Source organism: Streptomyces sp. NPDC051322, assembly GCF_040689485.1.
GTDB lineage: Bacteria > Actinomycetota > Actinomycetes > Streptomycetales > Streptomycetaceae > Streptomyces.
Map to the genome: position 1 here is coordinate 779123 of NZ_JBFBAK010000002.1, position 19968 is coordinate 799090.

The window sequence follows — 19968 nt, forward strand, 5'->3', positions numbered from 1 at the left end:
CTCATGCTCGACGACGGCTGGGAGCTGCGGGCCTGCCTCGGGGACACCTGGCGCTGGCTCTGCGGCCCCGGCCGCCCGGACGGGGAACCCGACTGGTTCCCCGCCCGGGTACCCGGGTCGGTCCTCGACGACCTGCGCCGGAGCCGGCAGATCACCGACCCGTACGTCGGCCTCAACAGCCTGCGGAGCGAGTGGGTTCCGCAGCGCTCCTGGCTGTACCGGCGCCCCCTCAGGGTCGACGTCGACGCCGACGAGCGCGCCCTGTTGCGCTTCGAAGGCGTCGACCACGAGGCCACCGTGCTCATCGACGGACACGAAGTCGCCCATCACACAGGCATGTTCGTACCGTTCGAGGCAGACATCACCGACCACGTCGCGGACGGCGCCCGCCACCTGCTCGCCGTCGTCGTGCACCCGGCTCCGCCCGGCGAGCCGCAGGTCGGACGCACCGACCGGGTGCGCACCCACAAGTCGCGCATGGGATATGGCTGGGACTTCTGCCCCCGGTTGATCCATCAGGGCATCTGGAAGCCGGTCCGGCTGGAGAAGGCCGGGCCGGTTCGGCTGCGGGACGTGACGGTCGGCGCGGACGCGGCAGGCACCGTGCGCGTCCGCGCCCATCTCGAGGCGACCGCGCCCGGTGCGGTCGATGTCACCGTCCACGGGCCCGAGGAACAGGCGGTCGGTTCTGCGCGGGTGTCCTTCCGGGCCGGCTGCGAGACGGCGGACGTCGAGCTCATCGTCCCGGAACCCCTGCTGTGGTGGCCGAACGGCCACGGCGAGCAGCCCCTCTACCGTGTCGCCGTCGAGACGCGGGACACGGCGGACCGCACCACCGGCCGGCACGAACGGACGACCGGCTTCCGCAGTGTCCGCCTGGTGCCCAACCCCGGCGCCCCGGCCGACGCGCTGCCGTACACCCTGGAGGTCAACGGCCGGCGTATCCCGGCGAAGGGCTGGAACTGGGTACCGCACGACGCCCTGTACGGCGCCGACCGGCCGGGCCGGCTCCACCACCTGCTGCGGCTGGCGGCCGAAGCGCACGTCACCCTGTTGCGGGTCTGGGGCGGCGGTCTTATCGAGACCGAAGCGTTCTACGAGCTGTGCGACCGGCTCGGCCTGCTGGTCTGGCAGGAGTTCAGCCTCTCCAGTTCGGGCATCGACAGCGTTCCGGCGACGGACGACGCCTACCTCGCGCTGATGGACCGCGAGGCGCGGGCGATCCTGCCGGTCCTGCGCCACCACCCCTCCCTGGTCGTGTGGGGGCCCGGAAACGAACTGCACGACACGGCGACCGCCCGGCCGCTCGACGAGAAGACCTCCCCGGTCATCGGTGTGCTGGCCCGCGCCGTCGCGGAGGCCGACCCGGAGCGCTGCTGGCTGCCCGGCTCGCCCTCCGGCCCCTCCTTCCTCCACCGGGCCGACGTGATCGCCGCCCACCCGGCGGGGCAGCACGATGTACACGGTCCGTGGGAGCACCAGGGACTCGGCGCCCACCACGCGCTCTACGACTCCGGTACGTCCCTGCTGCACTCGGAGTTCGGCGTCGAGGGCATGGCCAACCGCCGCACCTGGAACGCCGTCGTGCCGGACGGTGCCCACTGGCCGACCGGCCGCGACAACCCCGTGATGGAACACCTCGGGGCCTGGTGGAACAACACGCCGTTGGTGCTGTCCGCGTTCGGCGGGCGGCCCACCGACGTGGACACCGTGCGCCGCGCCAGCCAGCAGCTGCAGTACGACGGTCTGCGGTACGCCGTCGAGGCGGGGCTGCGCCGGGCACCGCGCAACTCCGGCACCATCCCGTGGCAGTTCAACGAGCCGTTCCCGAACGCCTGGTGCACGGCGTCCGTCGACTACCGCGGCGACCCCAAGCCCGCCTACTACGGAGTGCGGCGCGCCTACCGCAGGGCCCATGTGTGCGCCTCCTTCGCCACCCAGGCGTGGGCGGGCCGGGACCGGTTCGAGGCCGACGTACGGGCATGGGGCGGCTCCCGCGGCGACGTCGTGACGGCCCGGCTGCTCGCCGTCGACGGAACGGTCATCGCCGCGAGCACCGGCCCGGTGCTGAGCGTGCCGCTCTCCGCGGTGCCCGGCGAACTGTTTGTTCTTGACCTCGAACAGCGGTGCGCGGCGGGGGAACTGCGCTCGTCCAACCGCTACGTGCACACCACCACGGCGGACCTGGCACCGCTCCTCGACCTCGCACCCGCCGAAGTGGATGTCACCGTCCTCCCCGGCGCCGTACGACTCACCCACACCGGTGGTGTCGCGGCGCTCGGCCTGTGCCTGAGCGATGCCCGCCCCATCGAAGCCGGCGGCTGGGCGGTCTTCGGCGACTCCATGTTCGACCTGATGCCCGGCGAATCCGTCGAGACGCCGCTCACCTGGCGAAACGCCCCCGAGCGGGGCCGTACCGTACTACTGGAAGGCTGGAACGTCCATGCCCGCGAATGTGGCTGAGCGCACCCGGGAACTGCGGTTGCGCGATGATGCCGACGGGACCGTCACGTTCCCCTGTGCCGTCGGCCTGCTGACCGAGGACGGCCACTGCCTGCCCGTGCCGGTCTCCGGGACGGCACACGACGAGGACGGCACACTGCACGCCGTCGGCGATGCCCACGGCTTCAGCGCCGCGCTGCGGCTCGTCCCGGACGGACCGACCGCGTACGGCGCCACGCTCACCGTCCGCCGCACCGCCCCCGAGCCTCTCCAAGCGGGGCTGCGCGTCGAGTTGCTGCTCGGTGAGAGCGACGACCCCGGCTGGCTGATACCCGGAGTCTTCTACGGCGAGAACCGGCTCCCCGGCTGCACCCGCCGCTATCCGCGGTACGCACCGGTGGCGGATGGACGTGACCCGATGACCGCCGACGCCTGGGCGTTCCGCGCCGACCGTTGCGCCACCCCGGCCGTCTTCGCCCGCGACCGGCGCGGTGGTGCGGCGCTCGCCACCACCGAGCACGGCACGCTCGGTGAACAAGGCGTCGGCTTCGCGCTGCTCGACGGCGGCCGGCCCGCCCTGCGGCTGCACGCTCCCTACCGGGAAGAACCCCTCTCGTACTACGGCTCAGGCACCCCCCGTCCGGCCGAGACCGTGCTGCACCACTGGCACCCCGGGGAGGAGCACACGCTGCGCTTCTCGGCGCACCTCCTCGACAACGACCCGCACGCCTACGCGCCGGTGCTGCGCTCCCTGCACACGGCCACCGAGGCGCCGGACGCACCCGCCGCATGGGTCGGCGCCGACCGGGCCGCCGCGCTGTCCGCCGAGGGCCTGCACCGCTGGCACTACCGCAGCGACCCGCCGGTGCTGCTGGAGACCGCGGCCTTCGACCGGGAGGCGCTCGGCGAGCGCGGCGACCGGCCGGCCATGCACGTCTCGTGGGTGAGCGGCATCCCGTACGCACACGCTCTGCTCCTGCACGGCCGGCGGGTCGGGGACAGCGCGAAAGCCGGAGCGGCGGTCGCCGTCATCGACCACATCTGCGCCAACCCGGCGCCCGGCGGGACCTTCTGGGGCCAGTGGTCGGCCGACCGCGGCTGGTCCGCGGGCTGGACCGGGGACCGGCGCCGCCTGCACGCCCGCACGCTGGGCGATGCCACCCTGTTCCTGCTGCGGGCGCTGACGGCGGAGCGCGCCCTCGGGCACGACCACCCTCGGTGGGAGGCCGCCGTACGCGCCAACCTGGCTGCCGCGCTGGCCGGACAGGACCCGGCGACCGGACGCCTCGCCGCGGCCCACGACAGCGAGACGGGAGCGGGCATCGACCGGGTGGGCGCGGCCGGGCTGGCCTGGATCGGGGCGCTCGTCGAGGCCGCCGAGGCCTTCGGTGAGCCGGGATACCTGGACGCGGCCCGCCGGGCGGGCGAGGCGTTCGGCTCCGACGTGCGCTCGGAGTTCCTCTGCGGGGCGCCCGAGGACGTCTCGCTGGCCCCGACATCGGAGGACGGCTACAACGCGATCATCGCGTACACCCTGCTGCACGAAGCGGATCCCGCAGGCCCCTGGCTCGACCTCGCCCGCCGCGCGGCCGACTGGACCCTGACCTTCCGGTACACCTACGACGTGCGGTTCGCTCCGCACACCCTGCTCGGGCAGTACGGTTTCCGCACCCGCGGCGGCGATCAGGCGTCCCCGTCCAACCAGCATCTGCACGCCTTCGGCCTCATCTGCCTGCCGGAGACCGTGCGTCTCGCACGGCACCTCGACGACCCCTACTACCTGCGGTCGGCGCGGGAGAACTTCGACTGCTTCCGGCAGTTCGTGGCCCGCGCCGACGGGGACTTCAACGCCTACCGGGGCATGGTCAGCGAACGCTTCTACCAGACCGAGTGTTTCCAGGCGAAGGGCATGCTGCTGACCCTCTCCCACGCCTGGTCCGCCGGCGTCCTGCTGTACGCCTGCGAGGTCGCCCGCGAACTGCCCGAATTCCAGGAGGACATGTGACCACCGACGACACCGCATTCCTGCGGTTCCCCGACGGGTTCCGCTGGGGCACCTCCACCTCCGCGTACCAGGTCGAGGGCGCCGTCGGTGCGGACGGCCGAAGCGAGTCGGTCTGGGACCGCTTCTGCCGGGTGCCCGGCGCCGTCGAGAACGGCGACACCGGCGACGTCGCCTGCGACCAGTACCGGCGCGGCACGGAGGACATCGCGCTGATGGCCGGACTCGGCACCAACGCCCATCGGTTCTCGCTGGCCTGGCCGCGCATCATCCCCGAGGGAGGCGGCCGCGTCGAGAAACGCGGACTCGACCACTACGACCGTTTCATCGACGGGCTGCTCGAACAGGGCGTCAGCCCGCTCGCCACCCTCTACCACTGGGATCTGCCGGTCGCTCTCCAGGACCGGGGCGGCTGGCGGAACCGGGACACCGCCGAGCGTTTCGCGGAGTACGCGGCCGTCTGCTTCGACGCGTTCGGCGACCGGGTCCGCGACTGGGTCACCATCAACGAACCGTGGATCGTCGGGCTCCTCGGCCACCAGCTCGGCCTGCACGCGCCGGGGGAGAAGGACCTCAACGCCTCCGTCACGGTCATGCACCACCTGCTCCTCGCCCACGGTCTCGCGGTGGGTGCGCTGCGGGCGACCGGCCGCGAGGACGCCCGCGCCGGAATCGCGTACAGCCTGTTTCCCAACACCCCCGATGACCCCTCGGACCCCGCCGACGTGGCCGCCACTGCGGGCTCCGACGGATACGTCAACCGCTGGTTCCTGGATCCGGTGCATGGCCACGGCTATCCGCAGGACATGCGGGAACACTGGGAACAGGCCGTCGGGGAGCTGGACTTCGTCCACGACGGTGATCTCGACACCATCGCGGCGGGCAGCGACTTCATCGGCGTCAACTTCTACTCCCGGCGGATCATCAGCGCCGGCAGCGGCGACGGCCCCTGGCCCTGGAAGGTCGAGAAGGGCCGGCCGGACGTTCCACGCACCGACCTCGGATGGGAGATCGTCCCCGACGACCTCGCTGCCCTCCTGATACGGCTGCACAAGGACTACCCCGGCGTCCCGCTGCTGATCACCGAGAACGGAGCCGTCTACGGTGACGAGCCGGGCGACGACGGCGCCGTCCACGACCACCGGCGCATCGCCTTCGTCGACGCGCACCTCCGCGCGGTGCACCGGGCCATCGGCGCCGGAGCACCGGTGGAGGGTTACTACCACTGGTCACTGATCGACAACTTCGAATGGGCCATGGGCTACCGGCCCCGCTTCGGTCTCGTCCATGTGGACCACCGGACGCAGCGGCGCACCGTCAAGGACAGCGGCCGTTGGTACGCGGGCGTGGCCAGGTCCGGAGCGCTGCCGCCGATCGGCGAGGACGTGCTGTGACGACCGTCCGGTTGCCCGGACGGGCCCTGCCCGTGCTCTACGAGACCGACACCACGGTGGTCGGCGCCGGCCTCGCGGGCACGGCGGCGGCCGTCGCCCTGGCCCGCGCGGGACAGCAGGTCCTCCTCGTCGACGCGGGCACGGCGCCGGGCGGTGAACTGACCGATGCGGGAAGGCCGTGGCTGACCGTGCCGAGCGACCCCCGCAGCGCCGGGCTGCTGGCCCCGCTGCTGGCCGGTCACGCGGCGGGGGAGCGGGTCGCGTTGCGCCCGGCCGCGGTGAAGCTGTGCCTGGAGGACGCGCTGGCCGAGGCGGGCGTCCGCCTGCTGTACGGGACACGGACCCTGAGCCCGCACCCCGGCCGCGGTCCGGTCGTCGTCACCGCGGCCGGCCGGGCCCTGGTGCTGTGCCGCACCGTGCTCGACACCACGCCACCACCGCCCGCCGACGGTGAACAGGCGGTGTGGAGCGTCGAGTTCGACCGGGCCACCACGGACGCGGCAGACGCGTCCCGACACCCGTCGGCCACCGCGTTCCGGCTGGTCGACGGCTACCGGGGCACCGGCCACCTGTACGCGCTGACCGCGGTACGGGGCGGCCGACGGGCGGCCCTGCGTGCGGCGTCGCAGCTGCTGCGCGCGCATCCGTCTTTCGCCGATGCCGGACCGGGAGCGGTGGGCCTTCGGCCGGTGGCGGGCCCGTACGGGAGCACGGACCCGGCGCCCGGCCCGGCAGCGGGCTGGTGGCGGCTTCCGGCGCCACGGCCGGCCGTGCGGATCGCGGACCCACTGCTCGACCCGGTGGCAGCGCTGGCGGTGGGTGTCGCCGTCGCGGAACGGCTGACGGCGCACGCCACGGAACAGGGCGGCCCGTCCGGCACCCGCCGTCCGGCGCGGACGGCGCCCCCCGCAACCTGTGACCCTGCCGCGCCGGCCGAACCGCCGCCCGCCCACCCCGACCGCACCCCGGCCGTCCGCGAGCGATACACCGCCCGGAACCGCGCGGCGGCCATCGGCGAAGCCGTCGCCGACATCGAACTGCCCTGCGAGGCGCCGTTCGACGTCCTGGTCGTCGGCGGCGGCACCAGCGGCGCCTCCGCCGCCCTCGCCGCCGCGGCGGAAGGCGCCCGTACGCTGCTCGTCGAACACGGTCCGGGGCCCGGCGGCACCGGAACCCACGGGGGAGTGGCCAGCTACTGGTTCGGCCGTCGCACCGCACAGGCGGCCAGGATCCAGGACGCCACCCGCCGCACCCACCGCGACCTCGGGCTGCGCCGAGGCGGCATCGGCTCCTGGAACATCGAGGCCAAGTCGCTCGCACTGCACGACGCACTCACCGCGCGGGGCGTCGACGTCCGGTACGACACCAAGGCGTTCGCGGTACTCACCGAAGACGAAGCGGTGTGCGGCGCCGTCGTCGTCGGACCCGGCGCACGGGCCTACGCGCTGACCGCCACGGTCGTCGTCGACGCCACCGGAGAGGCGGACCTGGCAGCGTGGGGCGGCGCACCAGTCGTCCACGGCGCGCCCTCGACCCACACGCTCATGTGGTCCTCGCTGGCACAGTTCGACGCACCCGGCACGACCCGCAACAACTTCGGTGGACTCGCCGACCTCACCGACGGCATCGACACCACCCGCGCTGTCCTCGCGGCCCGCCGGCGCACCCCTGAACTCCACGACCACGGTACCCATCCCGTGACCCGCGAAGGCCGCCACCTCGTCGGAACGACCGTGTTGACTCTCACCGACCAGCTGACCCAACGCCGCTGGCCCGACGCCATCGGTGTGCACTTCTCCAACCACGACCTGAAGGGGAAGGGCGAGGCCCTCTGGCCCCAGCTCGGCCTGATCCCCCCGAACCTGGAGATCGAGGTCCCCTACCGGGCGCTCCTGCCCAGCGGGCTGGACGGCCTGCTGGTCACCGGCAAGGCCCTGTCCGCCACCCATGACGCGCTGCCGGCCCTGCGCATGCAGGCGGACCTGGAGAACCTCGGCGCGGCCACCGGACTCGCCGCCGCCCAGTGCGTACGGGACACCACCACGCCCCGGCACCTCGATGTGCGCAGGTTGCGACGCCGCCTCATCGACGACGGGCTGCTCCCGTCCGGCGAGCCGGACGGCACGGTCCGCGATCCCGCTCCCGTGCACGAGGCCCTGCGTGACCTGGCCAGGCACGTTCCGCTGCACAGCTACTCCGACATGGGCCGGGGGGAGGTGTTCCGAGGCCGGGTCTCCTTCGTCGACCTGGTCCTGGACCCGGACCCGGGCACCACCGACACCCTCCGGGAGGCCATGCGGAGCGCGAACGGCGAACTCCGGCTCGTCCTCGCTCAGATCCTCGTCTGCCGCGGCGACACCACCGGCACGGACGAGTTGCTCGGCCACCTCGCCGACGCCCTGACGGGACCGGCCCTCCCGGTACGTGACAGCGGTATCCGCGAGGCCCAACTGCCGCCCGACCAGTCGGCGATGCCCGCCGCCGTCTACCTCCTCAACACCCTCGCCCTCGCCCGCGACATCCGCGCTGTCCCCCTCTGGGAACAGGTGGAGAAGCTCCTGGACATCACCGACGAGACCCTCAGGGACCCGATGGCCGGCACCTTCTTCTGGGTCGAGGCGATCACCGCGGGAGCCGAACGGCTCGGCGATCCCCGCGCACTGCCCGTGCTCCGGGCCCTGCACCGGCGACCCGCCCTACGAAACCAGTGGAGGCACACGGGAGTGGAACCGGACGACTTCCAGGAGCGGCGCGCCATGCTCGAACTCGCCGTCGCACGCGCCCGCGCCCAGTGCGGCGACGCCGACGGCGTACGCACCCTCATCGCCTACCTCGACGACGTGCGCGCCCCGCTGTCCGCGCAGGCCCACACCCGGCTCCGGCTGCGGTTCGGCATCGAGGCCGAGGACGCTCCCGCCCGGGAACCGGGCAGCTGGGAGCGGTTGCTCGCCGAGCAGGGCATGCCCGGGCCGTGCCCCCTGCCCTGGCCCCACGACCCGCACCGGGCCGATCTGCCCGAGGGATTCGTACCGGGCCGCCGCCCGACAGCACCGGAGGACCGCTCATGAGCGCCGAACCGCTGCTGCTTGCCGGAGTCGACATCGGCAGCACCCACTGCAAGGCACTGCTGTGCGACGCCTCCGGCACCGTCGTGGCCCGGGCCCAGCGCCGAACCCCCCGGGGGCGCGACGGCCACTCGCACCCGGCGGACGACGTGATCGCCGCGGGTCTGGGCGCGCTGGCCGACTGCGTACGGGCGGCGGGCCGCAGCCCGGAAGCCGTCGGACTCACCGGCATGGCAGAGGCGGGAGTCGCCCTCGACGCGGCCGGGCGGCCGCTCGGCCCCGTACAGGCCTGGTCCGACCCGACCCCCGGCCCGTACGCCGATCGGCTCAGCGGGACGCACGGGGCAACCGCCCTGCACCGCCGCACCGGTGTCCTGCCGAGCGCGAAAGTGCCGCTCGCCAAGTGGTGCGCCATGGCGGACCTGGCGCCCGGAACGCTCGCCCGCATGCGGACCTGGGCCGGTGCGGCGGACCTGGTGGCCCACGCCCTCACCGGACACGTCGGCACAGACGCCACCTTCGCCCAGCGCACCATGGCATGGGACCCCGCCCGGGCATGCTGGATCCCCGAGCTGCTCGCGGAAGCGGGGATCGGCCCGGAGCGGATGCCACCCGTCCACCGGGCCGGCCGGCCGGTCGGCCCGGTCACCGCCGCAAGTGCCGCGACGACCGGGCTGCGGCCCGGGGCCCCGGTTGTCGTCGCCGGGCACGACCACCTGGTCGGTGCATGGGCGGCCGGGGTGCGCGGCGCCGGGCAGGTCGCCGACTCCATGGGCACCGCCGAGGCCGTCCTCACCGTCTCCGCCGGTGCACCGGACACCGTCGCAGCCGCCGGCGAGGGGATGTCCTGGGGCCGTCACGTCGATGCGACGCACTGGATCACGCTGGCGGGTATGCAGGCGTCGGGCGCTCTCGTCGAATGGTTCTGCGATCGATTCCTCGGCCTGCCCGGTACCTCCGGTCCCGAGCGCTACGCCGCTTTCGCGCAGCTCATCGACACCGTTCCCGCGGCGCCCACCGGCCTGGTCGTCGAACCGTACCTCCATGGACGCAGCTCCCCGCGTCCCAGTCCCGGCGCCGGCCTCGCCATCCACGGCCTGCGCCCGGCACACGGGCCCGCCCACCTGGCCCGCGCCCTGTTGGAGGGCGCGGCCCACCACGCCCGGTGGATGACCGACACGCAGGCCGTGCTTGCCGGGCTCGCCCCCGCGGCGGTCACCCTGCTCGGCGGATCGACCCGGATACGGGCCTGGACGGAACTCAAGGCCGCTGTCAGCCCCTGGCCCACCCTGCTGTGCGGCGAACCCGAGGCCCCCGGTCTCGGAGCGGCGGCCTGGGCGGGCGCCGCGCTCGGTCTCGACCCGGTGACCGTCTGCGCGCCCACCACCGATCTCGTCCCCGACCCCGCTGCCGCCGACGCGTACCGAACCCATCACCGCGAGCGGTTCCTGCCGCGCGTCACCGCGACGCCACCCCTGAACAGCCCCCTGAACGACGTCCCGAACGACATTCCCCGCGACGTCCCGAACGACAAGGAGCACCCCGCGTGACCACCCGTCCCGCCGTCCTCACCGGCGGCTCGATCGCCCCCGCCGCGCTGGCCCGCCCGTCCGGCACCTTCGCCATGGTCGCCGCGGACCAGCGCGACTCGCTGCGCACCATGATGGCCCAGCAGGAGCGGATCCCGGGCAGCGCTGTTCCGGACACCCGGCTCACCGCCTTCAAACTCGCCGTCGCCCGTGAACTGGGTCCGTACGCCTCCGCGTTGCTCATCGACCGCGACTACGGTTACCGCCGGCTCGTGGACGAGTGCGTCCTGCCCGGTGGCTGCGCCCCGATCCTCGCCGTCGACGTGCTCGACCAGCAGCCGGGCGGCCCCGTCGAGGACACCGCGCTTGATGAGAGTGTGGACACCGCAGCGATCGTCGCCGACGGCACCCGCGGGCTGAAGCTCCTCGTCATCTGGCGCCGCGACGGCCATCGCGACCGGCGTATCGCCCTCGCCGACCGTTTCATCGGGATGTGCCGAGCCGCCGGACTCGCCTCCGTGCTGGAACCCGTGGCACGTCCCACCCACGAGGAAGAGGGGGCGGGGGCCTTCCGGCTCAACGACTCCATCGTCGAAGCCGCTCGTGAACTGGCGCCGCTGGGACCGTCGTTGTACAAGTGCCAGGTCCCCGACGGCGGTGCGGGTCCGGTGGCCGGGCTGGCCCGGCAGGCGGAGCGGATCGACGCCGTCGTCGACGTCCCCTGGGTGGTCCTCTCCCAGGGCGTCCGGGCTGCCGACTTCCCCCGCGCCGTCGAGGCGGCTTGCCGTGCCGGTGCCTCCGGCTTCCTCGCGGGTCGCGCGTTGTGGACCGACGCCCTGGCCGGTGACCGCGACAGCACGCTGCGCGGGGCGAGCGCCGACCGGCTGAGGTTCCTCGGCGACGTCGTCGACCGATACGGCCGGCCCTGGTGGGACGCCGCCGCGGCAGGCGAGCGGGTGACGGCATGACGGCCGCACCAGCGGGCGCCGCCGGCAACGGCACCGGTCCCCGTGTCTGCCTGCTGCACACCGTGGCCGCGTTGCCCGCCGTCTTCGACCCGCTGCTGCGTGAACTCGCCCCCGGCGTCCGGCCCTACCACGTAGTGGACGAGAGTCTCCTCGCGGACACCGTGGCCCACGGTCCGCTGGCCCGCACCACCGCGCGGATCGCCGCGTACATCACCCAGGCAGCGGCCGCCGGCGCCGAAGCCGTCCTCGTCACCTGCTCCTCCATCGGAGCCGCCGCCGAGCAGGTCCGCCCGCTGGTCGGCATCCCCGTGCTGCGGGTCGACGAGCCGATGGCGGCCGCTGCGGTCCGTACGGGCTCGCGTATAGCGGTGCTGGCCACCCTGGAGTCGACGCTCGCCCCCACCGCCGACCTCGTCCGGAGGCAGGCCGCTCCGGGCGCGATCAGCCTGACGACGTCCGTCTGCCCGGGGAGCTACGCGGCCAGGGCCGCCGGGGACCTGGCCCGGCACGACGCGCTGATCGCCGACGAGGCGCACCGTCTCGCCGCCGATCACGACGTGCTCGTGCTGGCCCAGGCGTCGATGGCCACCGCGCTCGGCCGGCTTCCGCAGGAAGCCATCACCGTCCCGGTGCTCACCTCCACCCGGAGCGGCGTCGCCCAACTGGCCGCGCTCACCCGGCGGGAGCTGCCCACATGACGGAACTCGGCTGCATCGCAGACGACTTCACGGGAGCCACCGACCTCGCCGGAAACCTGGTGGCCACCGGTCGCCGGGCTGTCGTCACCATCGGCGTGCCCGGTACGCCGGTTCCCGACGCCGATGCCGTGGTCGTCGCACTCAAGACCCGTACCGTGGCGGCGGACCGGGCCGTTGCCGCAGCCCTCGACGCCCACCGTGCGCTCGTCCGACTGGGGTGCCGGCGCTTCTGGTTCAAGTACTGCTCCACCTTCGACTCCACACCGCACGGCAACATCGGCCCGGTCACCGACGCCCTGCTGGACGCGACCGGATCGCCCTGGACCATTGCCTGCCCGGCCTTCCCCGACACCGGCCGCACCGTCTACCAGGGGCACCTGTTCGTCGGTGACCGTCTCCTCGCCGACAGCGGTATGCGCCACCATCCGCTCACCCCGATGACCGACTCCGACCTGGTGCGGGTGCTCGGCGCCCAGACCGGCCACCGCGTGGGGCTGCTCCCGTACGCCGCGCTGCAGGCCGGTGGCCAGGCCGTACGCGACCGCCTGGCCGGACTCGCCGCTGACGGCGTCCGGATCGTCGTCACCGACACGCTCACGCACCAGGACCTGACAACCGTCGAACGCGCGACCCGGCATCTCCCGCTCGTCACCGGCGGATCGGGCCTGGCTCTCGCACTGCCCCACCAGCACACCGAGGCAGCGCACATCGACGTCGCCCCCGGCCCCACGGCCGTACTCGCCGGCAGCGTCTCGGACACGACCCTGGCCCAGATCGAGCACGCCCGCGCACGCCTGCCGCACCGCAGGATCGACCCCGCCGCCCTGCTGTCCGCGCCGGGGCCGACCATCGCCGGCACGGTGGCCTGGGCCCGCGGACACCTCACGGCCGGCCGGAACGTGCTGATCCACAGCGCCGACACCCGGTCCGAAGTGATGTCCGCACAACGGAGGTTCGGTACCGTACGCACCGCCGATGCGATGGAACGGGCACTGGCCCGGTGCGCCCGGGATCTCGCCGACAGCGGCGTGCGCCGCTTCGTCGTCGCGGGCGGGGAGACGTCCGGCGCGGTCGTCGAGGCACTGGGCCTGCGCTTCCTGCGCATCGGTCCGGCCATCGCGCCCGGCGTCCCCTGGACCGCGGCGGAGCGCCGTGGCCACACCATCAATCTCGCGTTGAAATCGGGCAACTTCGGTGAGGCGGATCTCTTCACCACAGCGGAGGCATTCTTGTGAGAACACTCGAGCCCGCGAAACCGCAGACGGACGAGTCGTCCGCCGAAGCCCTGACAGCGGGCGGGAACCACCTCGCCGCACTCGGTCTCAGCCCCGGAAGCTCGGGCAACCTCAGCGTCCGTACGGCCACCGGCTTCCTCACCACACCGACCGGTAGCTCCCTGGCAGCCCTGACTCCGGACCGCATCAGCGCCCTCGACGCAGCCGGACAACACCGGGCAGGACCGCCCCCGACGAAGGAAGTCCCGCTGCATCTGGCGGTGTACGCCCGGCTTCCGCACGCGCGGGCCGTCGTGCACCTGCACTCCACGCACGCCGTCGCCGTCGCCTGCCTCGACCCGCTGGACTCCACCGACGTGCTGCCGCCACTCACCCCCTACGCCGTGCTGCGGCTCGGCCGGGTGCCCCTGCTGCCCTACGCGGCTCCCGGCAGCGACCGTCTCGCTGCCGGAACAGCCGCACTGGACCCCGGTACCAGGGCCTTCCTCCTCGCCAACCACGGACAGGTCACCACCGGCGCCACCCTTGACGAAGCGATACAGGCGGCGGTCGAGCTGGAGGAGAGCGCCACGCTCCAGCTGCTGCTCGGCGACCGCCGTCCCGTACGACCGCTCACCCCCGGCCAGCGCGCCGAACTCACCGCCGAGATTGGTTAGGAACCCCGCATGTCCGAGAACCACGCCTGGTGGCGCAGGGCCGTCATCTACCAGATCTACGTCCGCAGCTTCGCCGACGGCGACGGCGACGGCCTCGGGGACCTGCCCGGCATCACGGCCCACCTGGACCACGTCGCCGCGCTCGGCGCGGACGCCGTATGGATCACGCCCTTCTATCCCTCGCCGATGGTCGACGGCGGTTACGACGTCGCCGACTACCGCGATGTGGACCCCCGCTTCGGCACCTTGGCAGACGCCGACTCCCTGCTCGTCCACGCCCACGAACTGGGCCTGCGCGTCATCGTCGACATCGTCCCCAACCACACCTCCGACCAGCACGCGTGGTTCCAGCAGGCCCTGGCGGAACCGGGCGGCCCCGCCCGTGCGCGGTACGTCTTCCGGGACGGCCGCGACGGCGGTGCGACCCCGCCCACCGACTGGCGGTCCGTGTTCGGTGGCCCGGCCTGGCAGCGGGTGCCCGACGGGCAGTGGTACCTGCATCTGTTCGCCCCCGAACAGCCCGACCTCGACTGGGCACACCCCGAGGTCGTCAAGGAATTCCACAGTGTGCTGCGCTTCTGGCTCGATCGCGGAGTCGACGGCTTCCGCTTCGACGTGGCCCACGGCATGGCGAAGGACCTGGCCGAACCCCTGCGTGATCTCGGCCCGGGCCAGGTCCACCACAAGATCGTGGGGGACGGCTGGGAGGGCGATCATCCCTTCTGGGACCGCGAGAGCGTACATGACATTCTGCGGGGCTTCCGGCAGGTCACCGACGCATACCGCCCACCGCGTGTGACGGTCGCCGAGTCCTGGGCCGCCCTGGACCGCCGGGCTCTCTACACCCGCCCGGACGAATTGCACCAGGCATTCAACTTCGACTTCCTCGGGGCGGGCTGGGGGGCGACAGCGCTGCGCGCGACCATCGACCGGTCCATCGCCCTCGCGGAAACCTCCGGATCCGCGCCCACCTGGGTCCTGTCCAACCACGACGTCATCCGCCATGCCTCCCGGCTGTGCCTGCCCGAGGGCGCCGACCACGAGCGTTGGCTGGTCTCCGGTGGTACGCAGCCCGCGCTCGACCCTGCTGCGGTCCGGCGCCGCGCCCGGGCGGCCGCCCTGCTGCTCCTCGCGCTTCCCGGCGCCGCCTACCTCTACCAGGGCGAGGAACTCGGCCTGCCCGAGGTCGCCGACCTGCCGGTCGACGTCCTCCAGGACCCGGTGCACCGGCGTTCCGGAGGCGCCCGCAAGGGCCGGGACGGTTGCCGGGTGCCGTTGCCCTGGTCCCGTACCGGGCCGTCGTACGGCTTCGGTACGGGACCCGGCTGGCTGCCGCAACCCGACCTCTTCGGCGCGCTGTCCGTCGAAGCCCAGTCGGAGGACCCGGACAGCACGCTGAGCCTGTACCGGGCAGCCCTGCGATTGCGCCGCACCCAACCGCCGAGCGCTCACCTCAGCTGGAACCCGTCGGCGCCCGAAGGCGTGCTGGACTTCACGGTCGGGGCTCTGCGCTGTGTCGTCAACGCCGGCCACGAGCCTGCCCTGCTACCCGCTTCGCCACCGCCGCTCCTGACGAGCGCGCGCCTGCCGGAAGCGCAACCGCTCCTGCCACCGGACACAGCCGCCTGGCTTCATGCCCAGCTCCCGGGCAGGTGATCGGGAAGAGTCAGATCGGCCACCAGGCCGTAGTGATCGCTGACCTGTGGTCCTGCCGTCGGAGTCACCAGGATCCGCCGGCAGTCGGCGAGGTGCAGGGTCGGCCCGTAGCGGTCGCAGCGCACCATGATCACATCGATCCGGCGCCCCGCCTCTTCGGCCATGTCTCCCTGCCGGACCCGACCCGACCCGACGCCGTCGGCGGACCAGTGAGGATGCGGTGCGACGTGCCAGCCCGCCTCGTGGAGGCCGGTCACCTCCTGGCGGCCGACCTCCTGCAGAGCCATCACATCCGGGCTCAGCTCGAGCAGTGTCCGGCGCAGTGCGGCCCTTCGCCGGGGGCCGTCGGCGTAGCGCAGCTCCAGCACGTTCATGGTCAGGACCCGCAGGCGGCCTTCCGCGTCCGTCATGCCGTCAGCTCACCCATGCTGCCTCACACCGTCAGCGTGGCTTTCTCACCGTGGATGCGGTTCGGGAGCTCCCGGGTGGCCTGTTCCCGGATGCGGCTGCAGGAAGTGCTGATGAGGCGCGAGACGTGCATCTGCGACAGGCCGAGCTCCTTCGCGATCTGACTCTGCGTCATGTCGTGGAAGAAGCGGAGATAGAGGATCCGCTGTTCGCGCTGGGACAGATGGCGCAGCAGGGGCTTGACGGCTTCCCGGTCGAGGACGATGTCGAGAGCGGTGTCCGGACCGCCGACGGTCTCGCTGAGGGCGAAGCCCCCGTCAGGGCCGGCGAGTTCGGCGTCCAGCGAGAGGGCCTTGAAGCTGCCGAGCGCTTCGAGCCCGGCCTTCACGTTCTCCTGGCTCAGCCCGGTCTCTTCGGCGAGCTGAGCGACGGTGGGCTCGCTGCTGCCGGCGGCCTGCAGGTTCCGCCGGGCGATGCGCACGGTGTTGCGCAGTTCCTGGACTCGGCGCGGTACATGGAGGGTCCACATGTAGTCGCGGAAGTGCCGCTTGACCTCGCCCGTGATGGTGGGGACGGCGTAACTCTCGAAGGCCCCGCGCTCGACGTCGTAACCATCGATGGCTTTCACCAGGCCCAGGGCCGCAACCTGGCAGAGATCCTCCAGCGACTCGCCACGGCTGCGGAAGCGGCGGGCGATCCGCTCGGCCATGGGCAGCCATGCCCTGACCAATTCGTCCCGTACCGCCCGGCGTTCGGGGCCCTCCGGCAGCGCCGCCAGTCGGGTGAACACGTCCAGGGTGTCGGGGGCGTCCTCGTACGAACGCCGGTCCCTGGTCAGAGTGTGCATGTGATCCGCTCCTCGAGCACGCAGCCGAACCAGTCACCGCGGGACCGGCGCCGCCGGGCCGGGCCTGTTGCAGGAAGCCGCGCGCCCGGAGCCATCAAACCGTGCCCAACGGACGTGCCTCCGGTCCGAAGCACGAAAAACCGCCTGCCCCACCATTCACTGGGCAAACACGCCCGCACGCAACCCCAACCGGGCCGTACGCGCCAGGTTCGCCCGGGTGGCGGCAGCGTGCGCAGGCCGAGGCGGAACCGCCCGCAGGAAGGGCACCACGGTGGGTATCCGCAGAGCAGCGGTCGACATGACGAGCAGGGACGAGAGGAGCGGTCGAGGCGATGAACGGCGACAGCGTGCGGGCACCGGCCCGGATGCCCACCGATATACGGCGTCAGGTGACGCGGACGGACACCGTGCTGACGGATCCCCGACTCGTGGAGGCCCTGCACCGACTGGGCCCCGGCGTGGTGAAACCTCTGGTCAAGTCGGCCCAGCAGCGAGCCAGAAGGGGTGAGATCGCCGCGGCGGCCGTCGCTGACGCGGCAGTGGCCGCGCTGCCCCGGACAGCAGGGGGGCTGACACCGGTGATCAACGCCACGGGGGTGCTGCTGCACACCAACCTCGGGCGCGCCCCGTTGTCGGCGGCGGCACGGGAGGCGGTGGCCGACGCCTGTGGACCGACCGACGTGGAACTCGACCTGCGGACCGGCACCCGCGACCGCCGTGGCCGCTCGGTGCTGAACGCACTTCTGGAGCGGGCGCCGCTCGCCGGGGCCGCACACATCGTGAACAACGGTGCGGCGGCACTGGTACTCGCCGCGACCGCGCTCGCAGCCGGCCGGGAGATCATCGTCAGCCGGGGCGAGATGGTGGAGATCGGCGACGGATTCCGTCTCCCCGATCTGCTCGTCTCGACCGGTGCACGGCTCCGTGAGGTCGGTACGACCAACAGGACGACACCTGACGACTACGCGGAAGCCGTCGGAGCCGATACCGGCTTCTTGCTGAAGGTTCACCCGTCGAACTTCCGCATCACCGGATTCACCCGTAGCGTGCCCGTCTCCGACCTGTCCCGCCTCGGTGTACCGGTCGTCGCCGACATCGGCTCCGGCCTGCTCGCGGCGGACCCGCTGCTGCCCGAGGAGCCTGATGCGGGCAGTTGGCTGGCAGCCGGCGCGGCCCTCGTCACCGCCAGCGGCGACAAGCTCCTCGGCGGCCCCCAGTGCGGCCTGGTGCTGGGACAGGAGGACCTGGTCCGGCGGATGGCCCGGCATCCGCTGGCCCGGGCACTGCGGGTCGACAAGATGACCCTGGCCGCACTCGAGGCGAGCCTGCGGGGACCGGAAACCCCCACTCACGCCGCGCTGCACGCCGATCCGGCGGCACTCTGTGTCCGGGCCGAATCGATGGCCGCAGGACTGCGCGAGGAAGGCATCGACGCCCGGGCCGTCCGCAGTGAGGCGACCGTCGGGGGCGGGGGAGCCCCCGGGGTGACCCTGCCGAGCGCCGCCGTCTCGCTGCCGGAGCTCTATGCCGTGGAGCTCCGCACCGGGCCGCAGCCGGTGATGGGCCGGATCGAGGGCGGACGCTGTCTGCTCGACCTGCGCGCGGTCCCCGGCGACCAGGACCCGGATGTGGCCCGCGCGATCCGTACCGTCGCCGCGCGGGGTGACGCCTCATGCACGTGATCTGCACCGCTGGGCACGTCGACCACGGGAAGTCCGCTCTGGTCCGGGCGCTGACCGGCATGGAGCCCGACCGGTGGGAGGAGGAGCGCCGTCGCGGCCTGACCATCGACCTGGGGTTCGTGTGGACTCCGCGGGCACCCGGCGGCGAGCAGACGGTCTTCGTCGACGTGCCCGGCCACGAAAGGCTGGTCGGCAACATGCTCGCCGGGGTGGGGCCGGCGCCGGCTGTCCTCTTCGTCGTCGCGGCCGATCAGGGATGGCAGCCGCAGTCGGAGGAACACCTGGCCATTCTGAACGCCCTCGGAGTGCGGCACGGGCTCCTCGCGGTGACCCGCAGCGACCTCGCCGACCCCGAACCCGTACGGTCCGAGGCGCTGCAGCGGATGGCGGCGAGCTCCCTCGGCGACGTCGAGTCGGTCGCGGTCAGCGCGCTCACCGGGGCCGGCCTGGAGAAACTGCGGGCGGCCCTGGCACGGCTCACCGAAGCGCTGCCCGTTCCCGACGCCGACGCCGATGTACGCCTGTGGGTGGACCGGGCGTTCACGGTGCGCGGCCGTGGAACGGTCGTCACCGGAACACTGGGCGGCGGCACGATCCGGGTGGGCGACCACCTGGTCCCTGGGGACGGCGCGGAGCCGCTACGGGTACGGGGTCTGCAATCGCTGAACGAGGACCACGACGAGATGAGCGCCGTCGCCCGGGTCGCGGTCAATGTGCACGGCCCGCGCGCCGGGCGGATCCGGCGCGGCGACGCCCTGCTCACTCCGGGGCGCTGGCTCGCCGCCGAGCTGATCGACGTACGCCTGCACGGGGCGGCTGCGGTGGAACTGCCCCGGCGGCTGACGCTGCACGTCGGCTCGGCGGCCGTGCCGGTCACCGTCCGGCCGCTGGGCGAGGACACCGCCAGACTGCAACTTCCACGGAAGCTGCCGCTGCGGATCGGTGATGCGGCGCTGCTGCGGGACCCGGGCCGGCACGGCATTCCGGCCGGCGTCACGGTGCTGGACGTCCGACCGCCTCGGCTGACCCGGCGCGGCGCGGCCGCCGCCCGCGCCCAGCAACTCGCCGGCATGACCGGAAACCCCGACGGGGCCACCGAGCTCGAACGGCGCGGACTGATCCGGCGGGAGGAGCTGGTGGCCATGGGCGTGCGGCCGGTCGCCGACCCGGTGGCCGGTAACTGGCTGGCCGACGCAGCCCGGTGGGAGGAACTCGGGCTGCGCCTGACAGCCGCGGTCGACGAGCACGCCGCCGCACATCCGATGGATCCCGGTCTGCCCGCCGAAGCCGCCCGGCGGCTTCTCGGTCTGCCCGACCGGTGCCTGGTCGACGCGCTGGTCAGCGCGGCAGGAGCGGCAGACGCGGCAGGCCTGCGGCAGCGTGGCG

14 protein-coding genes and 1 pseudogene are annotated in these 19968 nt (G+C 73.1%); 12 read left to right on the top strand and 3 right to left on the bottom strand.

The window, feature by feature from the left end; genetic code table 11:
• Nucleotides 1-3: 3 nt before the first annotated feature.
• From AB0436_RS07635 to AB0436_RS07680, 10 genes are read left to right on the top strand one after another with little or no spacing between them, the layout of a single operon-like run.
• Nucleotides 4-2463 (top strand): sugar-binding domain-containing protein, encoded by a 2460-nt coding sequence (locus tag AB0436_RS07635; RefSeq protein ID WP_366466907.1) that lies wholly within the window; start codon nt 4-6, stop codon nt 2461-2463.
• Nucleotides 2444-4447, top strand: a complete 2004-nt coding sequence (locus tag AB0436_RS07640; protein WP_366466778.1) for a hypothetical protein — start codon at nt 2444-2446, stop codon at nt 4445-4447. The genes AB0436_RS07635 and AB0436_RS07640 overlap by 20 nt, the downstream gene beginning before the upstream one ends.
• On the top strand, nt 4444-5838 hold the full coding sequence (locus tag AB0436_RS07645) for a GH1 family beta-glucosidase (RefSeq protein WP_366466779.1): 1395 nt from the start codon (nt 4444-4446) through the stop codon (nt 5836-5838). Before AB0436_RS07640 ends, AB0436_RS07645 begins: the two co-directional genes overlap by 4 nt.
• Nucleotides 5835-8906 (top strand): FAD-dependent oxidoreductase, encoded by a 3072-nt coding sequence (locus AB0436_RS07650; protein ID WP_366466780.1) that lies wholly within the window; start codon nt 5835-5837, stop codon nt 8904-8906. Before AB0436_RS07645 ends, AB0436_RS07650 begins: the two co-directional genes overlap by 4 nt.
• Nucleotides 8903-10453, top strand: coding sequence for an FGGY family carbohydrate kinase (locus AB0436_RS07655; RefSeq protein ID WP_366466781.1), 1551 nt, complete (start codon nt 8903-8905; stop codon nt 10451-10453). Before AB0436_RS07650 ends, AB0436_RS07655 begins: the two co-directional genes overlap by 4 nt.
• Nucleotides 10450-11400 carry a hypothetical protein gene (locus tag AB0436_RS07660; RefSeq protein ID WP_366466782.1) on the top strand — a complete coding sequence of 317 codons (951 nt, stop codon included), beginning with the start codon at nt 10450-10452 and terminating at the stop codon, nt 11398-11400. Before AB0436_RS07655 ends, AB0436_RS07660 begins: the two co-directional genes overlap by 4 nt.
• On the top strand, nt 11397-12098 hold the full coding sequence (locus AB0436_RS07665; RefSeq protein WP_366466783.1) for an aspartate/glutamate racemase family protein: 702 nt from the start codon (nt 11397-11399) through the stop codon (nt 12096-12098). The genes AB0436_RS07660 and AB0436_RS07665 overlap by 4 nt, the downstream gene beginning before the upstream one ends.
• Nucleotides 12095-13333, top strand: a complete 1239-nt coding sequence (otnK, locus tag AB0436_RS07670; protein ID WP_366466784.1) for a 3-oxo-tetronate kinase — start codon at nt 12095-12097, stop codon at nt 13331-13333. The genes AB0436_RS07665 and otnK overlap by 4 nt, the downstream gene beginning before the upstream one ends.
• On the top strand, nt 13330-13989 hold the full coding sequence (locus AB0436_RS07675; RefSeq protein ID WP_366466785.1) for a class II aldolase/adducin family protein: 660 nt from the start codon (nt 13330-13332) through the stop codon (nt 13987-13989). Before otnK ends, AB0436_RS07675 begins: the two co-directional genes overlap by 4 nt.
• 9 nt (nt 13990-13998) lie before the next feature.
• A complete protein-coding gene (locus tag AB0436_RS07680) occupies nt 13999-15645 on the top strand; it encodes a glycoside hydrolase family 13 protein (protein ID WP_366466786.1) in 1647 nt (548 codons plus the stop codon).
• Here the strand turns inward: AB0436_RS07680 and AB0436_RS07685 are convergent.
• Together AB0436_RS07685 and AB0436_RS07690 are read right to left on the bottom strand one after the other, a co-directional pair.
• Nucleotides 15621-16055, bottom strand: a complete 435-nt coding sequence (locus tag AB0436_RS07685) for an endonuclease/exonuclease/phosphatase family protein (protein ID WP_366466787.1) — start codon at nt 16053-16055, stop codon at nt 15621-15623. The two genes, AB0436_RS07680 and AB0436_RS07685, sit on opposite strands and share 25 nt — an antisense overlap.
• Nucleotides 16056-16078: 23 nt before the next feature.
• On the bottom strand, nt 16079-16900 hold the full coding sequence (locus AB0436_RS07690; RefSeq protein WP_366466788.1) for a SigB/SigF/SigG family RNA polymerase sigma factor: 822 nt from the start codon (nt 16898-16900) through the stop codon (nt 16079-16081).
• A 332-nt stretch (nt 16901-17232) separates the two neighbouring features.
• Here AB0436_RS07690 and selA point away from each other — a divergent pair, with 332 nt between their 5' ends.
• Both selA and AB0436_RS07700 read left to right on the top strand, forming a co-directional pair.
• Nucleotides 17233-18582, top strand: a complete 1350-nt coding sequence (gene selA, locus AB0436_RS07695) for an L-seryl-tRNA(Sec) selenium transferase (protein WP_366466789.1) — start codon at nt 17233-17235, stop codon at nt 18580-18582.
• Nucleotides 18573-19004: pseudogene (locus AB0436_RS07700) on the top strand (GTP-binding protein); the annotation flags it as partial. The gene selA and the pseudogene AB0436_RS07700, both read left to right, overlap by 10 nt.
• Nucleotides 19005-19220: 216 nt before the next feature.
• Here the strand turns inward: AB0436_RS07700 and AB0436_RS07705 are convergent.
• On the bottom strand, nt 19221-19829 hold the full coding sequence (locus tag AB0436_RS07705) for a hypothetical protein (protein ID WP_366466790.1): 609 nt from the start codon (nt 19827-19829) through the stop codon (nt 19221-19223).
• Nucleotides 19830-19968 lie beyond the last annotated feature (139 nt).